General features: G+C 62.2%; 17 protein-coding genes. 6 read left to right on the top strand and 11 right to left on the bottom strand.

Features of this window, described 5'->3' with window-relative positions; translation table 11 throughout:
- Positions 1–133: 133 nt before the first annotated feature.
- The gene (locus A4R35_RS13800) at positions 134–3,226 is read right to left on the bottom strand and encodes an FAD-binding and (Fe-S)-binding domain-containing protein (protein ID WP_223258337.1); all 3,093 of its coding nucleotides are present in this window, start codon (positions 3,224–3,226) and stop codon (positions 134–136) included.
- A 183-nt stretch (positions 3,227–3,409) separates the two neighbouring features.
- Positions 3,410–4,360, bottom strand: a complete 951-nt coding sequence (locus A4R35_RS13795) for a nucleoside hydrolase (protein ID WP_112430295.1) — start codon at positions 4,358–4,360, stop codon at positions 3,410–3,412.
- Between the two features lie 464 nt (positions 4,361–4,824).
- Between A4R35_RS13795 and A4R35_RS13790 the strand changes: the two genes are divergently transcribed.
- Positions 4,825–5,760, top strand: a complete 936-nt coding sequence (locus tag A4R35_RS13790; RefSeq protein ID WP_112430293.1) for a DUF4352 domain-containing protein — start codon at positions 4,825–4,827, stop codon at positions 5,758–5,760.
- A gap of 50 nt (positions 5,761–5,810) precedes the next feature.
- Here the strand turns inward: A4R35_RS13790 and A4R35_RS13785 are convergent, their stop codons facing one another.
- Complete coding sequence (locus A4R35_RS13785) at positions 5,811–6,389, bottom strand: pyridoxamine 5'-phosphate oxidase family protein (RefSeq protein ID WP_112430291.1); 579 nt, start codon at positions 6,387–6,389, stop codon at positions 5,811–5,813.
- Positions 6,390–6,721: 332 nt separating this feature from the next.
- On the opposite strand from A4R35_RS13785, the gene A4R35_RS13780 reads away from it, so the two are divergent.
- Positions 6,722–10,105, top strand: a complete 3,384-nt coding sequence (locus A4R35_RS13780) for an Eco57I restriction-modification methylase domain-containing protein (RefSeq protein WP_112430289.1) — start codon at positions 6,722–6,724, stop codon at positions 10,103–10,105.
- Positions 10,106–10,407: 302 nt separating this feature from the next.
- Positions 10,408–11,814, top strand: a complete 1,407-nt coding sequence (locus A4R35_RS13775; RefSeq protein WP_189361794.1) for a DUF512 domain-containing protein — start codon at positions 10,408–10,410, stop codon at positions 11,812–11,814.
- Between the two features lie 30 nt (positions 11,815–11,844).
- Here the strand turns inward: A4R35_RS13775 and A4R35_RS13770 are convergent, their stop codons facing one another.
- The 3 genes from A4R35_RS13770 to A4R35_RS13760 all read right to left on the bottom strand — a co-directional run bounded on the left by A4R35_RS13770 (position 11,845) and on the right by A4R35_RS13760 (position 14,195).
- Positions 11,845–12,600, bottom strand: coding sequence for a class I SAM-dependent methyltransferase (locus tag A4R35_RS13770; protein ID WP_112434200.1), 756 nt, complete (start codon positions 12,598–12,600; stop codon positions 11,845–11,847).
- Between the two features lie 107 nt (positions 12,601–12,707).
- A complete protein-coding gene (locus tag A4R35_RS13765; protein WP_112430285.1) occupies positions 12,708–13,340 on the bottom strand; it encodes a biotin transporter BioY in 633 nt (210 codons plus the stop codon).
- A gap of 201 nt (positions 13,341–13,541) precedes the next feature.
- Positions 13,542–14,195 carry an SOS response-associated peptidase gene (locus A4R35_RS13760; RefSeq protein WP_112430283.1) on the bottom strand — a complete coding sequence of 218 codons (654 nt, stop codon included), beginning with the start codon at positions 14,193–14,195 and terminating at the stop codon, positions 13,542–13,544.
- A 281-nt stretch (positions 14,196–14,476) separates the two neighbouring features.
- Between A4R35_RS13760 and A4R35_RS13755 the strand changes: the two genes are divergently transcribed.
- Complete coding sequence (locus tag A4R35_RS13755) at positions 14,477–15,856, top strand: dipeptidase (protein WP_112430281.1); 1,380 nt, start codon at positions 14,477–14,479, stop codon at positions 15,854–15,856.
- Between the two features lie 432 nt (positions 15,857–16,288).
- On the opposite strand, the gene A4R35_RS13750 is transcribed toward A4R35_RS13755, so the two are convergent.
- The 3 genes from A4R35_RS13750 to A4R35_RS13740 form a co-directional block, all read right to left on the bottom strand.
- A complete protein-coding gene (locus tag A4R35_RS13750; RefSeq protein ID WP_112430279.1) occupies positions 16,289–17,539 on the bottom strand; it encodes a sigma-70 family RNA polymerase sigma factor in 1,251 nt (416 codons plus the stop codon).
- Between the two features lie 351 nt (positions 17,540–17,890).
- On the bottom strand, positions 17,891–18,607 hold the full coding sequence (locus A4R35_RS13745) for a DedA family protein (protein ID WP_112430277.1): 717 nt from the start codon (positions 18,605–18,607) through the stop codon (positions 17,891–17,893).
- Complete coding sequence (locus A4R35_RS13740; RefSeq protein WP_112430275.1) at positions 18,604–19,125, bottom strand: hypothetical protein; 522 nt, start codon at positions 19,123–19,125, stop codon at positions 18,604–18,606. Before A4R35_RS13740 ends, A4R35_RS13745 begins: the two co-directional genes overlap by 4 nt.
- A gap of 42 nt (positions 19,126–19,167) precedes the next feature.
- Here A4R35_RS13740 and A4R35_RS13735 point away from each other — a divergent pair, with 42 nt between their 5' ends.
- Both A4R35_RS13735 and A4R35_RS13730 read left to right on the top strand, forming a co-directional pair.
- Entirely contained in the window at positions 19,168–19,617 is a 450-nt protein-coding gene (locus A4R35_RS13735; RefSeq protein ID WP_112430273.1) for a dUTP diphosphatase, read from the top strand.
- An 8-nt stretch (positions 19,618–19,625) separates the two neighbouring features.
- Positions 19,626–19,991, top strand: coding sequence for a DnaJ domain-containing protein (locus A4R35_RS13730; RefSeq protein ID WP_223258336.1), 366 nt, complete (start codon positions 19,626–19,628; stop codon positions 19,989–19,991).
- A gap of 201 nt (positions 19,992–20,192) precedes the next feature.
- Here the strand turns inward: A4R35_RS13730 and plsX are convergent, their stop codons facing one another.
- On the bottom strand, positions 20,193–21,242 hold the full coding sequence (gene plsX, locus A4R35_RS13725; protein WP_112430269.1) for a phosphate acyltransferase PlsX: 1,050 nt from the start codon (positions 21,240–21,242) through the stop codon (positions 20,193–20,195).
- Positions 21,243–21,328: 86 nt separating this feature from the next.
- Complete coding sequence (locus A4R35_RS13720) at positions 21,329–21,700, bottom strand: response regulator (RefSeq protein WP_069805377.1); 372 nt, start codon at positions 21,698–21,700, stop codon at positions 21,329–21,331.
- Positions 21,701–22,232 lie beyond the last annotated feature (532 nt).

Here is a 22,232-nt window from a genome sequence, read left to right as displayed (position 1 = left end):
GCACAGCGCGCTGTTCTACAGAGAAAAAACGCTCGCCAGACGACTCTTTAGCCCCCGCTCCCCCTGGGGCCGGTCGCGATCATGGCCTGTGTCTGATTATAGCTCAGGTCTCCCTTGATGCCAAACATTTGTTCTAGCATCGTCGCTGTGGCTGAGGTCTCCGCCCCCGGCGTCGAAGGAGCAGGAAGGTGCCCAGAGCGAGGAGGACGCTACTGATCAGGACCAGGGCGCTGCCTAGATGGCGTCTGGCCGCTGGCAAGGGAGGAGCAAAGAGAGCCGCTCGCTCTGGGTAGGGTCCCAGCCGCGCATTGGTCGGCAGGCGCAGAGCCAGTTGCAAGACTTCGGCCAGGTGCAGGGCGCGGCGTGGCGTGGTCTGGGCGATCTGCTCGCGGCAGCTGAAGCCGTCTGCGACGATCAGGGTTTCCGGGCGGGCCGTGCGCACGAGTGGCAGGAGTAGGCGCTCGCCGACCTCTCGGGAGAGGGTGGCGTGCTGAGCTTCGAAGCCAAAGGCCCCGGCCATACCGCAGCAGCCGGCGTCGGGGACGTGTACCTGCAGGCCGAGCTTGCTCAGCAGGGTGCGCTCGGCGGCGACGTCCATCAAGGCCCGTTGGTGGCAATGGGGCTGCAGCAGGACCTGGCCCTCCAGGCGCGGCCAGTGGTAGTCGCGGGCATGCTGCTCTAGAAATTCGCCTAGCAGAAGGACGCGTTCTTTGAGCTGCTGCGCCTCTGGACGCTCGGGGAAGAGGTTGGGCAGCTCATCGCGGAAGACGGAGACACAGCCTGGCTCCAGTCCAACGATGGGGATCTCCTGATCCAGATAGGGGCGCAGCACAGCCATCAGCTGGCCTAGCTGCCGTTTGGCAGTAGCGAGCATGCCGTAGTCGTAGAGGGGACGCCCGCAGCACAGGGCGACTGGTGGTAGCTCAACCTGGAAGCCGAGTGCTTCGAGCACCTCGACTGCAGCGCGCGCCGTTTCTGGGTGAAAGTAATTGTTGAAGGTGTCGGGCCAGAGGAGGACCCGCGGGTGCTGGCTCTGACGTGGTGGTTGCGGGCGGCTCTGGAACCAGCTACGAAAGCTGAGTGGGGCCAGACGGGGCAGGCGGCGCTCGGCAGCGATCCCGCCGGCCCACTTGAGCAACTGGCTCAGCAGCGGCGCCTGGGTCAGCAGGTTCACCAGTTCGGGGGTACGTGCTCCCAGGGCTGCCCAACGATGAATGAGGCCGAAGAGATAGGCGCTGCGCGGTCGCAGGCGGCCTGCATAATAATGCGCCAGAAATTCGGCTTTGTAGGTAGCCATGTCTACATTGACGGGACATTCGCTTTTGCAACCTTTGCAGGCCAGGCAAAGGTCGAGGGCCTGGCGCACTTCCTCGGAGCGCCAGCCGCCACGCAAGGGGTTCCCGTAGAGCATCTCGAAGAGCAGTCGGGCTCGTCCGCGGGTGGAATGGGCTTCTTCGCGGGTGACCATGTAGCTCGGGCACATCAGGCCGCCGTCGGTGCGGCGGCATTTGCCGACGCCGACACAGCGCATGACTGCGTGGGCAAAGTTGCCGTCGTCGGCGGGGAAGCGAAAGTAGGTGGCGGCGGGGCGTGGCAGCGGCAGCGCATGGCGCAGGTCTTCGTCGAGCCGGTAGGGGTTGACAACCTTGCCCGGGTTCATGCGTCCAGCAGGGTCCCAGATCGCCTTGAACTCTCGGAAAGCTTCTAGCAGTTCTGGCCCAAACATTTTGGGCAGCAATTCGGCCCGAGCCTGGCCATCACCGTGCTCTCCAGAGAGCGAGCCGCCATAGCGCACGACAAGATCAGCGGCCTCTTCCATGAAGGCGCGGAACTGGCGAATGCCCTCCTGACTCTCTAGATCGAAGCTGGCGCGCATATGGACGCAGCCTTCTCCGCAATGTCCATAAAAGTTTGCCTGGTAGCCATAGCGGTCGAGCAGTGCGCGCAGCTCACGCAGGTAGGCCCCGAGACGGCTGGGATGGACGGCGGAGTCTTCCCAGCCTTCCCATTTGAGGGGCTGGCCGGGAACAAAGGTGGAGGCGCCAAGGGCTGATTCTCGTACCTCCCACAAGGCCCGGGCTTCCTCCTGGCTGCTGCAGAGGCGCATCTGTGGCGGGGTGCTGCTCCGCTGCAGCTGCGCCATCAGGGCCCGGGCCTGCTCTTCAGCCTCGGCGCGGGTCTGACCGCCAAATTCGAGCAGCAGCCAGCCGCTGCCTTCGGGTAGCAGATGCAGGTGCTCAAGATTGAGACCTTTGCGGCGACTGTCGGTGACAAGGCCCTCGTCGAGACCTTCGAGGGCGATGGGCCGAAATTCAAGCAGGGCGGGCACTTCGTCGCAGGCGCGGAAGAAGTCGGGATAGCCAAGGACGAGCAGGACCCGCTCCGGGGGACTGGGCACAAGGCGTACGGTGGCCTCCAGTACGGTGACGCAGGTGCTTTCGCTGCCGACGAGGGCCCGGGCGACATGAAAGCCATTCTCCGGGAGCAGTTGGTCGAGGTTGTAGCCGGAGACGCGGCGCGGGATGGCCGGGTAGCGCTGACGAATGAGATCAGCGTAACGGTCGCGCAGGCCTTTGAGGCGGGCATATATCTCGCCCCGGCGTCCCCCGGCGGCGATGATCTGGGCCAGCTCTTCTTCGCTGGTGGCACCTACGCGCAGGCGCAGGCCGTCGTAGGTCAGGATTTCCAGCTCTTCGATGTTGTCGACCGTTTTGCCACCCATAAGCGAATGGGTGCCGCAGGAGTTATTGCCGATCATGCCGCCCAGGGTACAGCGGTTATGCGTCGAGGGATCAGGGGCAAAAGTCAGGTGGTATTGCTCAGCGGCCCGGCGCAGGTCGTCCAGTACTACCCCCGGCTCAACGCGCGCCAGACGCTGCCCGGGGTCGAGGCTGAGAATGTGCTGCATGTGACGCGACAGGTCGAGCACGACAGCAATGTTACAGGTCTGACCAGCGGTGCTGGTGCCGCCGCCGCGCGCCAGAATAGGGACATCGTAGGCGCAACAGACGGCGATAGCGGCGCAGACGTCGTCGCTGTCGTGTGGAAACACGACGCCTAGTGGTACCTGGCGGTAGTTCGAGGCGTCGGTCGAGTACATGGCGCGGCTGCCGGCGTCGAAGCGCACTTCGCCACGTACCTGGGCGCGCAGGGCGCTTGCCAGTTCGTTAAGCCTGCGCGAGCTGATTAACTCTTTCCTCGGCGGCTGCTGCTGAACATGCTCCACAGGTTGATCTTCCGTCCTTCCTGGTCCTGATGGTGCCGGGCCTGAATACGGGTCGAGGTCAGCAAGATGAATTGCCGGCCCGGCCTGATCAAAGCCCAGGCGCAGAATGGGTCAGAGCGCGTGCGGTTGCTCATTGTCGCGAGGACAGCGACAGACACAGACGAAAGGCCGCTTCCATGCGGCTCAGAGCAGGCGCGCCAGGCGTTCCAGGAAGAAAGTGGTGAAGCCGGTGACGTCGACGGCAGTGGCCGCCAGGACGTTGGCCGGCGGGGTCTCGGGACGGCGACGGAACCAGGCCACAGTGGCCCCTGGGGTCTGATGGCCGCTCAGCTCGACGTCAATGTAGACCGATTCCCACTGAAGCATTTCGGGATGGAAGGCAGCGGCCAGCGCCAGTGGATCGTGCAGGTGAAAGCGCTCGTAAGCGGCGCGTGGGGCGAAGTTCTCAAAGTAGTGGGCGAGCATAGCGTCGATGCAGCGCCCGATGCGACTCTCGGGCCGGCACAGAGGAGCGAACTGCGTGCGGGTCAGGCCGACCTGCTGGGTGGTGTCGAGGCTGACGAGGCGCAGCGGCCAGCCGGCGTGGAAGACAATGTGGGCCGCCTCGGGGTCGGCATAAATATTAAACTCGGCGGCTGGGGTAATGTTCCCAGGGACGCGCAGGGCGCCACCCATAATAACCACTTCGCGCACCTGCTGGGCGATCTCTGGGACCAGCCTGACGGCCAGGGCCAGATTGGTGAGCGGCCCTACGGCGACCAGGGTGAGGGCGCCCGGAGCAGCTTTGATACGCTCACAGAGGAAGACGGCGGCAGGCTGCGAGACAGGGGCTGAGGTCGGCTCTGCCAGCTCGGCCCGTCCCAGACCGTGTTGACCATGCACCTCGGCAGCGTGAATCGGCTCGCGCACAAGTGGACGCGCTGCTCCTGCGGCGACAGGGATGTCCTCGCGCCCAGCCAGGGCCAGTAAGGCCAGCGCGTTGCGCGTGGTGTCTTCCAGCGGCACATTGCCACTGACGGTGGTGACGCCTTCCAGGCTGACCTCGGGCGAGGCGAGGGCCAGCAGGAGGGCCAGGGCGTCGTCAATGCCTGGATCAGTGTCGAGGATGAGACGCAGCGGCTGCTTGCTTGACATGGATTCTCCCTTGTTGTCTGACCTGGCTGACTGCCCGGCTGCTGCGCTTCCTGGGGACGACAGCCGGGAGGGTGAGTGAGTAGCCTGGCTGTGTCTGTCGGCTCCCGCTCTTTTTCTTTGTCTGTCTTGTAGGTAGCATATCCCTGATCAGGGGCCAGGGTCAAGGCCCTCCTGCCTTCTGGTCTGGGTTGGATGGGGAGAAGCTCGCTCTTCGCTGCCGGGAGCCAGTCCCGTCCCTCCCCGCCCGGCTTTTCTGCAGGACTTCAGTTGAGAAGATAGGTGAGTGTCCATAGAGGAAGATCTATGCTAGAATATAGATGAAAAGGGTGGGATACTTTTCTCCAGGAAAGAGTGGCCTCAGTCATCTTTCCAGATCCTGATTAAGAAAAGGGTCTCGCCAGAGCAGGATAGCAATGTCTGTCTATTCGATGAGAGAGAGCCAAAGGGTGTAGAAAGGAACTTGTATGCAATCGTACCCTCCTCCTCCTGAGCAGACGCCGCCTGGGGGTGGCTCTGCTCCGCCTCCGTCGGCGGGCCAGATGCCTCCACCTGGAAGCTCGCCTTCGCTGCCTGGTTATGAGCAGTGGGCACGGCCAGATCCGTATACGCCGATGCCTGGTTCTCCCGGCATTGTGCCCGCCTCGCCGCTGACACCACCGCCACCACCCGGATCTGGGCAAACGCTCTGGCCAACGGTCCCGACAGCGGGCGTGCCAGTGATCCTGACGCCTCCTTCCCCGGCTCAGGCTTCGCGCCGCAACCTGACCTGGCTCTGGATTATTGCCCTGGTCGTGGTCTTTCTGGCTGGCCTGGGGCTGGGAGATGTTATCGGTACGCTGACAGCAGCCCCCAAGGCGAACAGCACGACCAATCGCTCCGCTCCATCGGCGTCGACGGCAGTCAGTAACACCAGCACGACCGTGACCGTTGCTACTGGTAATACTACGACGGGGTCCTCGCCAACAGCTACGCCGGTCTCCTCGTCCTCATCTTCGACATCGAGCAGTGGGAGCGTTCATCATAAGGTAGGCGAGGTGGTCACCTTTAATAACACCTGGCAGATCACCTTAAACTCTGTCCAGACCTCGCCGGGTCAGGGCTTCGATCAGCCCAATGCCGGTGATCAGTACCTGCTGCTCGACGTCACGCTGCAGAATGTTTCGAATGATGAGCAAGAGGTGGCTGCAGACTTCAATTTCACGCTGCGTGATACCGAGGGACGCGAGATTCAGATGACTTTTGTGAGTTTTGCCAGCCCACCCCCGACAGGAAAGGTGGAGCCGCAGCAAAAGATTCGCGGAACCCTGGCCTATGAGGTCCCGCAAAATCAGCACGATTTTGTCCTCTCTTTCTCTGATATCATGCAGAGCGGCCAGCTCTTCTGGGACATCCATGTCTGATAGCAGAACAGGCAAGGAATTGTTCTATCGGACGGCCAGCTGGTGCAGCGTCAGGACTGCCACCGAGCCTGCTGCTCATCCCCATAGTAGTAGGCTCCCGCGAAATCCGACGCTGCCTCTTTCTTTTTGCCACTCCAGGCGGTGATGCGGATCTCGTAGACGCTGGTGTGCTGCAGCTCCTCGTCATTGACGGCGCGATAGTCGCGTCCCGGTTCCAGGTGCGGGGCATACTTTTTGAGCAGCAGGTGGAGCGCGGCCCGCGCCCGCTCGCGATCCTGGATGATAGCCCCTTGCCCGAAGACTACAACACTGGCGTATTCGACGCTGAAGCCCAGGGCCGTCTTGGCGGGCAAGAGTCGCCCCATTTCGTAGACGGTGAAACAGACGCGCTCGCTGCCTTCGATATTGCGGCGGGTCCGGCCACTGGCGGCGGTGTGGATATAGATGGCGTGCGCTGCCTCATCGTAAACGAAGAGGTTGCTATTGAGAAAAGGCTGCTCGCCTTCAATGGTAGCCAGCACCCCTACCGGGGCACGTTGGAGAAAGTTGCGTATCCAGCTTTCGTCGGTGACGGCCCGATCACGCCGACGGATGCGATGTAGCTCTTGCTGCTCAGGTGATGGCATCATTCAGATGAATCCTTTCACTTGCTGCTCTCAGCAGTACCTTACCTGCTGCTGGAAATGCCGACAAGAGCCAATGTTTTGTTGAGACAGGCAGCCATTGACACTGGCCCCTGGACTGGCGCTTTCTATGGTATTGATAGCGACAACAGACAGGCAGCTCTCTCTTGTGCGGTCAGGATGATGGGCCCCGAGGCGAGGCGCTACTTCTTGTTCTTGTACCACTGGAGCCGGCAGGGAAGGCCTGCCTTCCATTCCATGAGCTGCTGCAAAGGGTATGCCGCGCGGCTGTCTGTGAGGCTTTGCTTTTCCTGACGCTCGGGCGAGGGGCAAGGCGGATGTCTGAACAGGCTGTAAGAATGGATCTACCTGCTGAGAGAGAAGCGCTGATCAACCAGCGAGAGAGGGAGACGGCTGTCGGCTTACCGGTGCTGACAGTGCTGAAAGAGCGCACCTGCGAGGCGGTGGTGCTCGTGTTGACAGCGCTGGTCAGGCAGGCACAAAGACTGCTCGCGGGCCAGGCAGAGCAAGAGCAGACGGCCCGCTCTAAGCGCGGACAACTGGCCAGGCTGGCTCTCCAGGATCTGGGCGGCCTCTATGAGCAGACGCTGCGCCTGATCTATCGCCTCTTTGCGAGCGAGGCTGTCGCACGCGCCGGCCTCCTGGCGGAAGAGCCTTCCCTGGGGGGGCCAGAGTCGGAGCCAGAGGCGGCTAAGGATGAAGAGAACCGTGCTGACCGTCTCTGGAGAGATCTGCAGCGCCGGTGGAGACTGATGCGCGTGGGCTGTCAGCAGTCGGGGCTGACCCTGGCTCCCTATCCTGGCCACCTCTTTGATCCTGAGACGACGCCCTATCTGGAAGCTCTGCCGCTCTCCGATGCAGTGCTGACGCGGGTCCTGGCTCTGCTCAATGGCCTCCCCCTCTCCTACGAGGTGAGCGCTGAGACCGGCTGGACCTGGCTGCCGGCGGCGCTCTACGAGGATCTGCTAGCCTATGAGCCACGTCTTGCCACGGAGCTACTGCACGAGGTGCAGGATCGAGGTCGACGCCTCGTTATTCCGGCCCGCCTCAATGTCTCGGCGGCCAACGATGGTCAGTTGCTGTATCCCGTAGTGCGCATTATTGTCCCTGGTAGCATCTATCTGGCTCCCAGCAGCGGGCGCAAGAGCAGCGGTAGTTACTCGACGCCTCCGGCCCTGGTCTCCTATCTGGTGCGGCGTACGCTGGAGCCACTGGTGAGGAACTGCCTGCGGGCCGATGAGGTTCTGGCGCTCAGGGTGGTCGATCCGGCCATGGGCACGGGGGCCTTTCTGGTGGCGGCTTGCGACTACCTGGCTCAGGCCTGCGCCTGCTTGCCGGACAAACTGCCAGCGCCGGATCAGGCGGTGCAGGCGGCGTCGATGCCCTATCGTCGTCTGGTGGCCGAGCGCTGCCTCTACGGTGTTGATCTCGATGAGCTGGCTGTTGAACTGGCGCGCCTCTCGCTCTGGCTCTTCACTGGCCAGCCTGAGCAGCCAGCCACCTTTTTGCGTCACAACCTGCGCTGTGGTAACAGCCTGATTGGTATGCCCTGGCCATGGGAGGCCACTGCCAGTGAAGCAGCGAACCAGCCTCACCATCTCGCCAGCTTGCTGCGTCTGATCCCGCTGCCGGGCGCAGCCCTGCCGCAGACGAGCCTTGAGCGCGCGCAGGCCCGACGCCTGGCCGATCTCTGGGTGGCCCTCTGGTTTTGGCCACGCTCGCAGTCTGCCGCTGAGGGAGGTGGCGAAGCTGCGAGCCTGGAGGCTGCGCCGCCCTTACCGGACAGGCGTACCTGTGCCGCGCTTGTCACGGCGCTGGCGTGCGCTGAAGATGGCTCCCCGTCGGGAGACATCCGGCAGGAAGAGCCGCCGGCGCTCACGCCCTATCTGCGCACCCTTGAGCGCCTGGTCAGACGCCTGCGCCCTTTCCACTGGCCGCTAGCGTTTCCCGCTGTCTTCTTTGCTGAGGATGGTCGTCTGCGCCCCCAACCAGGCTTTGATGCCGTGCTGGGCAATCCGCCCTGGGAGATCCTCAAGCCCAACTCACGCGAATTCTTCGCCGCCTATGATCCTCTCTACCGTCGGCTGGAGCGCGCCGACGCCGAGCGTCAGCGTCAGTCTCTGCTGGCTGATCGCTGCATCGAGCGCTCCTGGCGACGCCGGACCCACTGGCTTGCCAAACTGAGCCGCTATGTGCGCGCCAGCGGACTCTATCCTGCTCAGCACGCTCCCATCGGCGGTAAAGCGAACGGTGGTGACCTGAACAGTTACAGGCTCTTCGTCGAGCGCTCCTATCGCCTGCTGCGTCCCGGCGGTTACTGCGGCCTTGTCGTACCAGCCGGCCTCTATACCGATCAGAGCAGCGCTGGACTGCGCCACCTGCTCCTGGAAGAGGGGCACCTGCTTCTACTGCTGGGCTTTGAGAACCGTGCCGCCCTCTTCCCCATCGACGTCCGCTGCAAGTTTGCCCTGCTGGTTTTCGCTCGCGAGCAACCTCCGCCCGCTGCTCACGTGCGGGTGGCCTTTATGCTGCGCGATCCTGCCGTGCTGCAAAATGATGAGGGGCAGTTTACTATCCGTCTGCCCTGCGAGCTGATTGCCCGCTTCGCCCCGGAAACCCTCTCGCTGCTAGAGCTGCGCACCCAGCGCGAAGCGGACCTCCTCAGCTGCATCTATGGCACCAGGCCGCTCCTTGGCGGGCAGCCGGCAAAGCGAGAAGCCGGTGCCTGGTCGATAATGCTGATGCGCGAATTTGACATGACGAGCGATCGCCCGCTCTTCAACCGCAGCGGTCAGGGCTGGCCACTCTACGAAGGCAAAACCATTCACCAGTACTGCGCCGCTTTTGCCGAGCCGCGCTATCATATCCTCCCCGCCATTGGACGACAGGCCCTGCTGCACCGCGAGCTGGCTCGTCTAGAGCGGGAGCTGGATGCGCTGGCCAGAGAGCGCTGGCCTCAGCTCCTGCCGGGTAGCGGGCGCCCCGAGCGTGTGGCGGCTCTGCTGGCCGATCATGGCCGCGGGCCGCTGAGCGCCGAGGATGTACGCCTCGACTGCGAGGCCCCACGCCTGGTCTTTCGCCGTGTAGCCAGCAGCACCAACGAGCGCAGCCTGATCGCCACCGTCCTTCCCGCGGGCTGCTTTCTCGGCAACACCCTGACCTATATCCGCCCCTGGCGCCTCGATCAAGGCAAGCTGGCGGCCCTGCTGAGAGCTGAACCGGATCAACCGCTCAGTCTAGCCTACGAGCCTGCCCTCTCACCGACGCTGCTAGCCTGCCTCTGTGGTCTATTCAATTCCTTTGTGCTCGACTACGTGATCCGGCGCAAGATCTCGGTTGACATCACCATGTTTCAGGTTCGCCAGTTACCAGTGCCGCGCCTCACAGAAGACAGGCCCCAGTGTCGGGCCATTGCGCGTCGTGTCGCTCGCCTCGTCTGCCTCGGTCCCGCCTTCGACGGGTTACGCCGCCAGCTGCTGGGAAGCGAAGACGCGCCCGTGCTGCCACTGGAGCGACGTCAGGCGCGCCAGCAACTGCGGAACGAAATCGATGCTATCGTGGCTCATCTCTACGGCCTGAGTGCCAGTGATCTACGCGACCTGCTCTTTGCTCCCCACAGCTTTCCCCTGGTGCCTCACACTGTCAAGGAGGGAGTGCTGCGCGCTTTTGCTGCCGTCGAACGATTGCTTGAAAGCGAGTGATCAGCGCGATGGCGGCCCGTCTGGTCCAAACAGTAAGCGGATTTTGAGGACGGCCATAGGGCCATAGGACAATTGGGGAGGCGAGCGAGGGGTGGAACGTGCCTGCGCGTGGGCCGGAGAGGACAGGGAAGAAGCAAAGATGATTTGACGTCCAGGCCCGGTCAGCCGTATAATCTTGGCCGATACCTCCCAGCGCCGCAGAAGAAAATGCTTACTTAACCTGGCGAACCGGGTGTGTCGACCGTCAAAGCGGCATGCCGCCCGGTCTGTTGCCAGCCCGACAAAGGAAGGAAGCAGCGTTCATGCCAAAGCTCTATGGTTGGGTGCGTGAGGTGGTGCCCGACAGCCCTGCTGACCGCGCAGGTCTGCAGCCAGGCGATCTCATTCGCACAATCAACGGTCACCTTATTCGCGACCTGGTCGACTACCAGTTTTACAGCGCCGATGAGGTCCTGACTATCGTGTTCGAACGACAGCAGGAGCAGCACGAGGTCACCATCGAGCGTCAGGAAGGCGAGAGTCTGGGCCTGATCTTCGGCGAGGAGCCGACGCCTTTTATTCGCCAATGTGCCAACAAGTGCGTTTTTTGCTTTATTAAAGGCTTGCCGCCGCGCTACGCAGCGCAACCGGGGCTACCGCATGGCCTGCGCTCCACTCTCTACATCAAAGACGACGACTATCGCTACTCCTTCCTCTTTGGCAACTTTATTACGCTGACGAATCTCAAAGAGCAGGACTGGCAGCGGCTGGCAGAGCAGCGCCTGAGTCCCCTCTACGTTTCGGTCCACACGACCGAGCCGGAGCTGCGGCGCAAGATGGTCGATGGGCCGCGCGCTGGCGAGATTCTGGAGCAGATACAGCGTCTGGGGGAGCTGCACATCACCTGTCACACGCAGCTTGTGCTCTGTCCGGGTATCAACGACGGCGAGCACCTCGAACGCAGCATTCAGGATCTGGCTGCCCTGCGCCCCATCGTCGAATCAATCTCGGTGGTGCCTGTAGGCCTGACCAAATACAACAACCTGCTCAAGACCGGCGATCTACCGCCGCTGCGTCCCTACACGCGTCAGGAGGCGGAGCAGGTCATGGCTCAGGTTGAGGCCCATCAGCGACGCTTTGCCGCCTGCCATCCCGAGGGCTATCCCTTTGTCTACCTCTCGGACGAGTGGTACTATCTCACGGGCCGTGAGGTGCCGCCCGCCTCCCACTACGGCGACTACGCCCAGATCGAAAACGGCGTTGGGATGACGCGCTACCTGCTCGATCAGTGGGAGAGCGCCCGGCGTCGCCTGCCCGCGCGCATGCCACAGCCACGGCGCCTCACTCTGGTCACGGGCACGATGGCCCGGCCCATTATCGAGCGTCTGGCGGCGGACCTCAACCGCGTCGAGGGTCTGGAGGCGCGCGTCGTCGCCGTCGAGAATCGCTTTTTCGGCTCTCAGGTCACGGTTGCCGGGCTGCTCTGCGGCCAGGATGTCCTGGCCACGCTGCTGGAGCAGGAATGGCTCGGCGATCTGGTACTCTTGCCGCGCATCATGCTCGACAACGCCGGCGAGCGCTTTTTAGATGATGTGACCGTTGAAGAATTTCAGGAACGTCTGCCGGTGCCCTCGCGCTTCGTGCGCAACGCCCAGGAGACTGTCGCTGCTGTTCGCGAGCTGGCCGGACTGCCAGCGCCGCGCCTATGGGCAGCTCTGGCCACCCGCTAAGGGGCGAGCGGGGACCTGTCTGCTTCATATCTACCTGGTGGCCACGGTCAGCAGGCGACGACTCTCCAGGCTGAACGGAGCACCCTGCTCATTGTAGGCTTCCACCTGGCTGAAACCTGCCTGGCGCAGCCAGTCTCTCAGCTCGGGCAGCGTGAGCAGACGCACAAAGAAATGCGTCTCGCGCTGGCGCCCATCGCGCAGGATCATGCGCCTGGTGTGCAGGCGTCCACTGAGTACATCGTAGTGCAGCTGATCGATCAGCCAGGCCCCATCGCGCTCCAAGACCATATCTGGCTGAAACACGCGCAGCAAGCGGTCGCGATTCTGCAGATCGAGCAAGAGCCGTCCGCCAGGCTGCAACACGCGGGCGATCTCGGCCAGTACCTGGCGATTCTCTTCGTCGCTGAAATAGCCGAAGGAGGTGAACCAGCTCAGGACCGCCGCGAAGCGGCCAGTCCACTCCGTTGGCAAGGTCCGCATATCGCCCTGACGGTAGTCGATCGCCAGTTCCCGCTTCTCAGCCTCAGCGCGAGCCTGATCCAGGAAAGCCGCGCTCTGGTCTAGCCCGCTCACCAGACAGCCGCGAGCCGCCAGCCGGTTGGCGATCCTGCCGTAACCGCAGGCCAGATCGAGCACCGGCAGCCCTGGCTGCAGCCCAAGCAGCCGCCAGACCAGATCTGCCTCCTGCTCGCTGCGCTCCGCCGTCAGGAAACTATCGTAGAAATAGCGATAGTCAGAAGCCTCAAAGGTGCCTTCGACATCGAAGGCCTCTGATCCTCGTGGCACACTCACTGCTACCTCCTCGTGTCGGAACAAGGCCGACAACAAATGAGGCTCCGAGCCGGCTCGGAGCCTCAAGGCTTGGCCAACAAGCTTCCTTACCGAGCTTTGCTTTAGCGGGACGGCGCTCCCTGGTCGCGTTGTGGTCCCAGGCGCAGCACCAGCCAGGCCGAGGGCAGCAAGGCCGCCGCCAGCAAGAGTTTCAGTGTGTCGCCGACCAAAAAGGGCACCATTCCGAGCAGCAGGGCCTGAGCCGGTCCCAGATGCAAGACCAGCGCCAGCCAGGGCACCCCGACAGCGTAGATGATCAGTGAACCGGGCAGCATGGCCAGCGCTGCCGTCAGATAGCGGCGATCAAGCCCTCGCTCGCACAGCCAGCCGGTGACCCAGGCCGCCAGCGGATAGGACCAGAGATAGCCCCCGGTATAGCCGAGCAAGACCGCCACGCCACCGGCACCGCCAGCGAAGACCGGCAATCCCGTGGCCCCCTCAGCCAGGTAGGCCAGCAGAGCCAGGGCCCCGCGGCGGCTCCCCAGCACGGCTCCCGTCAGCAGCACGCCCAGCGTCTGCAGCGTAATCGGTACTGGCGTAATCCAGGAAATATAAATCGAGAAACGAGCACATAAGGCCATGAACGCACTGAAACCAAGCACCAGTACCCCATCGCGCAGCAGGGTCACGGAGCGCGACGGCGAGCGAGCCGGTAGCAAGCGATCTACCAGGGTGGTACCGGACACAGAAGCCATCAAGGCACTCCTTTCTCAGGAATATACGTATCAGCACTGCCTGGAAGGCAGGCAAAGGCTGGGACCCGGTCAGGCCGCGCAGATGCGACAAGCCGGCGGCCAGCGGGTCCCTGTTCCTCTGCAACAATTATAGGCAGCCAGGCGTGCTGCTGGCAAGGCGCAACGGAGTAGAACGAGGTAGGAGGGCCTGGCTCCTCTCACTCAAGCCAGCAGAGCTGCTCCCTCGTTGCGAGGATCGTTGACCAGACGCGAGACTGGACGGGCCTGCATCTCTGCCGCCGGATAAGGGCGCAACAAAGGTAAGAGCGCCTCCGCCTCCTGCACAGTGGGATCGAGCCAGCGCTCGCAGTCCTCGCGCGGCAGAATCACTGGCATGCGGTTATGGATCGTCGCCAACAACTCATTCGGCTCTGTCGTCACGATCGTACATGTTCGCAGCAGACGGCCATCGGCAGCGCTCCACTGGTCCCACAGGCCAGCAAAAGCGAATGGAGACCGATCGCGCAGCGTAATATACATCGGCTTCTTCGAGCCGTTAGTCTGCTGCCACTCATAGAAGCCGTCGGCCACCACCAGGCAGCGGCGCGAGCGCAGCAAGCGCTTGAAGCTCGGCTTCTCAGCCAGTGTCTCTGCGCGTGCATTAATCATCCGGTTGCCGATCGCCTCCTCCCTGGCCCAGGAAGGGATCAGGCCCCAGCGCAACCAGGCCATCTGGCGTTGTCCCTCATGCAGGATTGCCACCACCTCCTGTGAGGGAGCGATATTATAGCGTGGCTGAGCCTCCAGCGTCGCTGGCACCCCAAAGATCTCAGCAATCGTCTGCAGGTCAGTAATCAACGTAAAGCGACCGCACATAGACAGCGCAACTCCTTCCTTAGCGGCCAGCCTCTCTCACCTGCAGCTGATAGCGAGAGAGAGAGCTGGCCAAAAACACAACGGCCCCCAACCCTCTTTCTCTCTCTATTCTGCGCGCCTCCCTCGCAAGCGGCAAGAGCCAGATTCGCCTCAGGCCTCTCTGGCGGAGAGGTCTCCGCGTGATTGGCCAGAGGAAAGCTCGCTCTGGACAAAGCCGGCCTGACCCTGCTACCATAACAGGCAGATTTCCCTTGCAGACGCTTAAGGAAGGAAGAGTTGTCATGACGCAGATAGAAGCGTATATAGCAGAGCATGAGCAGCGTTTCCTGGAAGATCTCAAAGGATGGCTGCGTATTCCCAGCATCAGTACCCTGCCCGAATATGCTGCCGATGTGCGCCGTGCCGCCGAATATGCCGCTGGCCAATTGCGTAGCATTGGTCTTGACAACGTGCGCCTCATCGAGACCAAGGGCCACCCGCTGGTCTATGGTGAGTGGCTCAAAGCGGCGGGCCGGCCAACTCTACTTATCTATGGACATTATGATGTCCAGCCCGTCGATCCCGTCGAACTCTGGCAGACGCCGCCCTTCGAGCCAACCATTCGCGGCGAAAACCTCTACTGTCGGGGGGCCTGCGACGACAAAGGGCAGACCATGCTCGTCTTCAAGGCCCTGGAGACCCTCATCACCACCGAAGGAGGGCTGCCTGTCAACGTGCGCGTTCTCATCGAAGGGGAAGAGGAGGCCGGAGGTGAATCCATCGAGCACTATGTCCGCAGCTATCCCGAGCGCCTGACCTGCGACGCCGCCTTCATCTGCGACACCCACATGCCAGCGCCTGACCTGCCGGCTCTCATCTCTGGCCTGCGCGGCATTATCTACACCGAAGTCGAAGCGCGCGGGGCCGTGCGCGACCTGCACTCCGGCACCTATGGCGGCATCGCCCCCAACCCCTTCCACGCTCTGGCTCTCATCATTGCCGGCCTCAAAGACGCGCGTGGACACATCCACATTCCCGGCCTCTACGATCGCCAGCGTGAAGCGCCACCGCAGGAACAGCGCTTCTGGCAAGAAGATCCCCTTCACCTGGCTGAGACCCTGCGCGAAGAGATGGGCGTTGCCCAGCTCTCCGGTGAACCAGAATATCCGCCATTGCAACGCATCTGGGCCAGACCAACTCTGGAAATTCACGGCTTTGTCGGCGGCTTCAGTGGCGAAGGAGCCAAAACTGTCATCCCTGCCAACGGCAAAGTCAAGATCAGCATGCGCATCCCACCCGACCTTGGACTCAAAGCCGAAGAAGTCTATCGCCTGTTCGAACGGCGCGTCAAGGAGCTGGCTCCGCCCGACGTCGAGGTCACCGTCCGCAAAATTCATGCCGGAGAGGGAGTGCTTGTCTCGCCCGAAGCCCCCGTCATTCGGGCCGCTTCAGCAGCCCTCAAAGAGACCTACGGGCGCGAGCCGGTCTTCATTCGCGAAGGTGGCTCCATTCCCATCGCCGCCCTCTTCAACGATATCCTGCAGGTGCCCATTGTCTTCATGGGCTTTGGCCTGCCCGATGACAATCTACACTCGCCCAACGAAAAATACTCTCTCAAGCAATTCTTCAGAGGAGTGCGCACCGTCGCGCGTTTCTTGCAGCTCTACGGAGCGGGCACCTGAGTGCGAGCGAGCCGAAGCCCGAGCCGACTAGCAGCATCGAGAGGGAGCAGAACGGAATAGAGAGGAAGGCCCAGGGCCAGAGCGGCCTGAGCCAAACAAAAAAAACAGAGCAGGAAAGATAGCTCTCCTGTGAAGGGCTGCCTTTCCTGCTCTGTGATCTACATCCGTTCCCGTGGCACAGATAGGCTCGGTTCCAGTAGTCAAGGAAGATCGAATCTGCTAAAAAGCAAACGCCTGACCAGCGCAACTCGCCGACCGCGCTGATCGGGGGATTACCTGGCAAGCGTAGTGCGGGCAGATACAAGCCAGCCTGCGTGCGCCAGGCACTACGCACCAGAGTCGCGCCTCTGGCCTGGGAAACGACAACCATTGATTGAGGGGGCGCGGCGTGGACTGGGAAAGTCGACCACGACGGCGATGGCGCCAGTCATGTCAGCCGCGCAGACGCTCCAGGACCGGCGGCTGGCGCAGCTTTGCAAGAGCGCCGGCCTCGATCTGGCGCACACGCTCGCGGGTGATCCCCAGCTCGCGGCCCACCTGCTCCAGCGGATGAGCCTGGCCATTGCCCAGGCCGAAGCGCAACTGCAGCACCAGGCGCTCGCGCGGCGTCAGCACGGACTCCAGCACGCGCTGGACCTCGTCCTTCAGCGTCTGGGTTGTCGCGATATCTTCTGGTGAAGCGGATTCTGTGTCAGCCAGCACATCGCCCAGCTCCTGCTCCTCATCCTCGCCGACCGGCAATTCCAGAGAGACAGGCGCGCCTGGGGCCGACTGCAGCTCCTGCATGCGGATCGGGTCCAGCCCCGTGGCCTCGGCCAGCTCCTGCTCAGTCGGCTCGCGGCCCAGCTCCTGTAGCAAGCGCTGACGCTCGCGGCGGATGCGGTTCAACGCCGTATTCACATAGACGGGCAAGCGGATCGTGCGCCCTTTATCAGCCACCGCGCGACTGATGGCCTGGCGAATCCACCAGGTGGCATGCGTCGAGAAGCGATGACCCCGACGCCAGTCATAGCGCTGCACGGCCCGAATCAGACCGATGTTGCCCTCCTGGATCAGATCGAGCAGGCTCAGACCGCGTCCGACATAGCGCTTGGCGATGCTCACCACCAGGCGCAAATTGGCCAGAATGAACTGCTTCTTGGCCTCGCGGTCGCCCATCTCGATGCGCTTGGCCAGCTCGATTTCTCGCTCATGCGAGATCATTGGCACGCGCCCAATCTCGCGCAGATATGCCATCACAGCGTCCGATTCGCCGGTGTCTAGAGCGCTCGCCGTGCTCTCGTCCGCATAGTCGGCGCGGCGCCGGCGCCCACCGGGGCGGCGTGCTGCACCCGCGCGCGTCGCCGGCAGGGGAGGAAGAGAGAGCAACGAGGCAGTGTCTTCTAGCTCAGGCGAACCTGGCAATTGCGTCAGATCTTCATGCATATCAGGCATCTCTTCTAACTCCAGGGCTGCTGGCTCCAGACCGCTGAGGTCCTCGTCCAGTTCAGGCTCTTCGTCCTTGCCAGGTTCCTCCTCTCCATCATCAACAACAGCGTCGTCGTTGTCGTCGTCAAAATCTATATATTCAAGATCCTTCGTAAGCAACTGGTCAAGCTGCTTCTCCAGATCTGGATCGTCTCGTGTGGGCTGATCGTCTAAGATAAGCGCATTTCCCGTGTCGGCACGCTCCAGGTCTAACATGTGCGCCCTCCATGAAAAGGTAGTGTCTATCTTAAGCAGCAAGATAGCGGCTGTGAGGCTGTCTGACCCTACACGCAGGGAAAGCGAGCCTTCGACCTGAGAGAGACCAGGTCTAACGCCGGGTAGGAGAAAGATGTAAGATGAGACACGTTGCTTCTACCGATAGGAACACAGTACGGCCCAGAAATATTCCAGCGCTATTCCAATTATACCCTAAAGGTTTCCTTCCGTGCCAGTCTGTGGCAGCACTGACGCTCTAAAGATGTTATATATCAACGTAAGAGTACCTTGGTATAAAAGGAGTATGCTTTTTCAACGTTGCAATCACTATTACATACGCGTGAGGGTGGGCTAAAGTGGCAGGGAACCCGAGGAACCGGGGGCGGCCCCTGGAGAGGCGGCCCGCTCTGGCTCTTCCAGCTGTGGCCGGGGCCTTGGCTGGGATTCTGTGTGAGTTGCGCGCAGGCGGCGCAGCAGTAGCAGCAAGCGGTAGCTCAACCAGGTGGCCAGGGCCAGGGCCAGCAAGAGCAGCGAGATGGTACCGAGAATCTCACCCACTGCCTCCCAGCTGGCGCCGAAGAGAAAGCCCAGGCTGAGCGGCAGCCCGACGCCGACCACCTCGCCGAGCGCATCGAAGAGCAGAAACTTGCGGTAAGGATAGCGCTCCGCTCCTGAGAGGAGCGTAATCGGCACCCCGATGGCCGAGAAGACGGTGCGACCGAGGAAGATCGCCCATCCACCTCGCTTATGGAAGAGCTGCCGTGCGCGGCTGAGGGCCTGCGGTGGAATCCAGTGCCGCGGCGAGTGTTCCAGGTAATCGAGCAGGCGACTGCCCCAGCGGCGACCAAGGCTATAGCCGACGCTATCGCCGGCCACGGCGGCGCTTATCGCCAGCACTGCCAGCAAGCCGAGGTTATAATCCCCCAGAACGGCGAAGGCGCCCGCAGCCAGCAAGAGCAGCGTAATCGGGAGCGGAATGCCGGCGGCCCCCACAAAGACCAGTCCCCACAGGGCAGGATAGCCGTACTCTTGCAGCCAGTTGACCAGGTAAGGAAGCAAGGCGCTCATGGCCGTTCTCCCTTTGCCAGTGCAGAGGATGCCGCAGGCTCTCTCGTCGGGGTGCTTTTTGGCCCTGGGTGCTGCTGGCGATAGGTCTCGATGGCCTGTTGCAGCGTGCGAATCAACTCGTCAACAGGACGTTTTGTACGCAGGGCCAGCGCATGGAGGGTCAGATGTTGTACAGAGGGCGTCTCTGGAACATGCAAGGCCCGGTAAAGGTACGCAGCTGGTACATGGCAGACATGAGCCACGTAGGGAATCGTCATCCAGGGGCGAATGCTGCGCACATCCCCCGCTTTGGCCAGGGCGCTCTGTTGCTGCAGATGCTGCACGGCATGATAGGTTGAGTTGGCAGCATACACTGTCGTGCTGACGGCCAGGCAGAGCAGGAGCACCAGCCCAAGCAACTTGAGTTTTAGACTCAACACCAGGCTGCGGCCCGACATAGCAATGGCAAAGGTAGGAAAGCAGCCGCCAGCGCCCGGCGGCGCTGGCCACCCATTTCTATCAACAAGGAAATCCAGCACCTTCTCTTGACGTCACAGAAGCTCTTTTCTAGAATAGCAGAAATGGACAAGTATCTGCAACCGCTAGACGTGGCGATCAAACGTGTGGACCCAACCTTGCCGTTGCCGACCTACGCCACTGCTGGCTCGGTTGGCTTTGATCTCCTCTGCCGTCAGGATACAGAGATCGCACCTCGCGATCTCGGTTTCATTCCGGGCAATGTCATTGTGAGCACGCCACCGGGCTATCTGTTGCTGGTGACCCTGCGCAGCAGCACGCCGCGACGCAAGGGGCTGCTGATCCCTCATGGGGTGGGTATTATCGATCAGGACTACTGCGGCGAAGGTGATGAGGTGCTGATCCAGGTCTACAACTTCCGTGACGAGCCTGTCCTGATCAGGCGCGGCGAGCGCATCGCCCAGGGTATTTTCATTCCAGTGGTCCGGGCCTGCTGGCAGGAGGCGACGGCCCTGGGGCCGGGGCGCGGTGGCTTCGGCAGTACGGGTGAATGAGGCCAGCGATGCAGGACTATTATTCGATTCTGGAAATAGCACCAACCGCCTCGCCCGAGGAGATCAGGCGCGCTTATCTGCGTCTGGCACGTCGCTATCATCCTGATGCGAATCAGAACACGGCGGGTATGCAGGCTAGATATGAGCAGCAGATGAAGCTGATCAACGAGGCCTACGAGGTCCTGGGGGACCCACGACGCCGCGCCGCCTACGATGTGCATCGGGCCGCCGAGCTGCGCGTGCGTGCTCTCCGTGAGGCCCGTCTGAAATATCAGGCTCAGATGGGCAAGCACAACTCCTCGACCGAGATGACCTGGCTCGAAGGTCTGGTCGGCTTCGTGCGTGAATTGAAGCGTAGCCTGCGCGAGGATTAGCTCCTCTCACGACAGGACGGGAGAGGCCCCCGCTATAGCGGTAGCGACTGCGCAGGCTGCGCATGGCGAAATCCAGCGCTGCGCCGGTTGGCTGGCGTTGGGTGGCCTCTCTCAAGCGCTGCTTCTCCTGACTGGCGGGCTGGCTCAGCACTGGTTCTCTCTCCCACCCCTCACTCCCGGAGAGGCCAGCCGGGTAGCAGCCTAGACCTCGGCCTCGGCTCGCTGCTCGCCTCCGGTTCCCAACCTGGCCAGGCCCTCGGCGATGGCCGTCACTACTCCCTGCTCCGCTGTTTCGCGTGCCACCCGCAGCGCGTTTTTGATGGCCTTGGCGTTGGAACGCCCGTGAGCAATGACCGCCACACCATTGACTCCCAAGAGAGGGACACCGCCATACTCGGCATAGTCGAGGCGTTTGAAGAGCTGCTTCAGACTCGGCTTGAGCACCGCCGCCGCCAGGGTATTGACCGGGTTGCTGGTCATCTGGCTGCGTAGCATGGCGATCAGCGTCTCGGCCAGTCCCTCGCTGAGCTTGAGAACAACATTGCCCACGAAACCATCGCAGACCACTACCTCGGCAGCGCCTGCTGGAATATCGCGCCCTTCAATGTTGCCGATAAAGTTCAGCCCGAGCCGCGGAGCGCTCTCTTTGAGCAGACGATGGGTTTCCTGAACCTGCTGATTGCCCTTGGTCTCCTCTTCGCCGTTGGCCAGCAGGGCCACCCGTGGGCGGTTGATGTGAAAAATGCGCTCCATGTAGACGGCCCCCATCAGGGCAAACTGCTGCAGGTACTCAGGCTTGCAATCTGTATTGGCGCCCACGTCGAGGACCAGGGTTGTGCCGGTACGCGTTGGCATGACCGTCCCCAGGGCGGGCCGATCGACGCCGGCGATGCGTTTCAAAACGAACAGCGAAGCGGCCATCATGGCGCCACTATTGCCTGCGGAGACCGCCCCTACAACCTGGCCGCTGCGCGCCAGCTCCAGGGCCACCACCAGCGAGGCATTCTTCTTCCGCCGCACCGCGGTGGCTGGGTGCTCATCCATCGCGATGACCTCATCGGTGGGGGTAATCTCCAGGTCGAGGCCGTGGGTGTCGTAGCGGGCCAGCTCCGCACGAATCTGCTCCTCATGACCCACGAGCTGAACGCCGATGCCGTACTCACGCGCCGCCTCCACCGCCCCCTGCACTGTGGCCCCGGGAGCGTAATCCCCCCCCATTGCGTCGAGCGCGACGCGTACTTTCGCCTCCATAACCTTGCTCTCCTCTTGCCCTCAGTCTGCTCTTGCTCTCTTAGCTCTTGTTGTCCTTGTTGCCTCTGAAACCGGGATCGTCACCTTCACGGCTCGCCGATGGTCTTGCGCACCAGCTCGACTAGCTCATCCAGGTTAAAAGGCTTCGAGACAATCTCCACGACGCCAGCGTCGCGGAAGGTCTGCTCTTCGTGGGCCACATTAGGATAGGCCGTCACGATGATCACGGGAATCTTCTTCTCCAGCCACATCTCCATCAGCTTCAGCTCGTCCCGTCCGTCCAGATAGGGCATCATGATATCGAGCAGGATCAGATCGGGATCATGCTCGCGTACGGCGTCGTAGAAGCGTAGGCTCTGCGTCGTCATGTGGGTCTCATAACCCTCGTCGGCGAGCGCCTCGGTCAGGAGATCGGCGATGGTGGGGTCGTCATCCATAATCAAGATCTTTTTGGCCATATGACCAACAGCCCCCTCGTCTCTCGTCTCGTGAATACAGTAACTACAGGCTCCTTTGTACTACGATCAATCTCAAGCTCTCGCCCTCGGCGGAGGGCAGACCGCTCGCCTGGGGAGCGGTCGCGAGCACTTCTCGACCGCTGGCGTGGCGACCTCATTCGCACCCGATGCCATCGGGGCGCAACTGCTGGCTGGGACCTGACCGGCGGAGCAGAGCAGCACGAAACGGGTCGATCAGCTTCCGCTGTGGCCTCTCTGCCGTGCCAGCTCCGGCTCAAGGCCGCACAAGACCTGTCTCACTCAGCTCGCCCGAAGCGGCCCTCACCTTGAGCGAGCAAGCTACCCGGCTCAGCGGCAGGTACCTTTGACTGTGCCTGAGTGGACTGGGTGGTAGATGCTCGTATAATTATAGCACTCCGCCACTGTCTTTAGACGTGCCAGCGCGGGTTTTTGCTCAAGCAGTAGGACCTTCTGTCTGGCTGCGCCCTGGCTCTCCTCTCCACTTGGAGCGGCCCGCCGGGTGCTTATCTCT

It is taken from the genome of Thermogemmatispora tikiterensis (genome assembly GCF_003268475.1).
In the GTDB taxonomy this organism is placed as follows: Bacteria; Chloroflexota; Ktedonobacteria; order Ktedonobacterales; family Ktedonobacteraceae; genus Thermogemmatispora; species Thermogemmatispora tikiterensis.
Note: the sequence above shows the minus strand (reverse complement) of the source record. Positions and strands in the feature narration are given on the sequence as shown.

Excerpts from the sequence above, each read along its gene's own strand:
- A4R35_RS13765 (WP_112430285.1), bottom strand. The coding sequence starts at position 13,340 with ATGGCTTCTGTGTCCGGTACCACCCTGGTAGATCGCTTGCTACCGGCT.
- A4R35_RS13795 (WP_112430295.1), bottom strand. The coding sequence starts at position 4,360 with ATGTCAAGCAAGCAGCCGCTGCGTCTCATCCTCGACACTGATCCAGGC.
- A4R35_RS13730 (WP_223258336.1), top strand. The coding sequence starts at position 19,626 with ATGCAGGACTATTATTCGATTCTGGAAATAGCACCAACCGCCTCGCCC.
- plsX (WP_112430269.1), bottom strand. The coding sequence starts at position 21,242 with ATGGAGGCGAAAGTACGCGTCGCGCTCGACGCAATGGGGGGGGATTAC.
- A4R35_RS13750 (WP_112430279.1), bottom strand. The coding sequence starts at position 17,539 with ATGTTAGACCTGGAGCGTGCCGACACGGGAAATGCGCTTATCTTAGAC.
- A4R35_RS13745 (WP_112430277.1), bottom strand. The coding sequence starts at position 18,607 with ATGAGCGCCTTGCTTCCTTACCTGGTCAACTGGCTGCAAGAGTACGGC.
- A4R35_RS13790 (WP_112430293.1), top strand. The coding sequence starts at position 4,825 with ATGCAATCGTACCCTCCTCCTCCTGAGCAGACGCCGCCTGGGGGTGGC.
- A4R35_RS13785 (WP_112430291.1), bottom strand. The coding sequence starts at position 6,389 with ATGATGCCATCACCTGAGCAGCAAGAGCTACATCGCATCCGTCGGCGT.
- A4R35_RS13720 (WP_069805377.1), bottom strand. The coding sequence starts at position 21,700 with ATGGCCAAAAAGATCTTGATTATGGATGACGACCCCACCATCGCCGAT.
- A4R35_RS13780 (WP_112430289.1), top strand. The coding sequence starts at position 6,722 with ATGTCTGAACAGGCTGTAAGAATGGATCTACCTGCTGAGAGAGAAGCG.
- A4R35_RS13775 (WP_189361794.1), top strand. The coding sequence starts at position 10,408 with ATGCCAAAGCTCTATGGTTGGGTGCGTGAGGTGGTGCCCGACAGCCCT.
- A4R35_RS13735 (WP_112430273.1), top strand. The coding sequence starts at position 19,168 with ATGGACAAGTATCTGCAACCGCTAGACGTGGCGATCAAACGTGTGGAC.
- A4R35_RS13760 (WP_112430283.1), bottom strand. The coding sequence starts at position 14,195 with ATGTGCGGTCGCTTTACGTTGATTACTGACCTGCAGACGATTGCTGAG.
- A4R35_RS13755 (WP_112430281.1), top strand. The coding sequence starts at position 14,477 with ATGACGCAGATAGAAGCGTATATAGCAGAGCATGAGCAGCGTTTCCTG.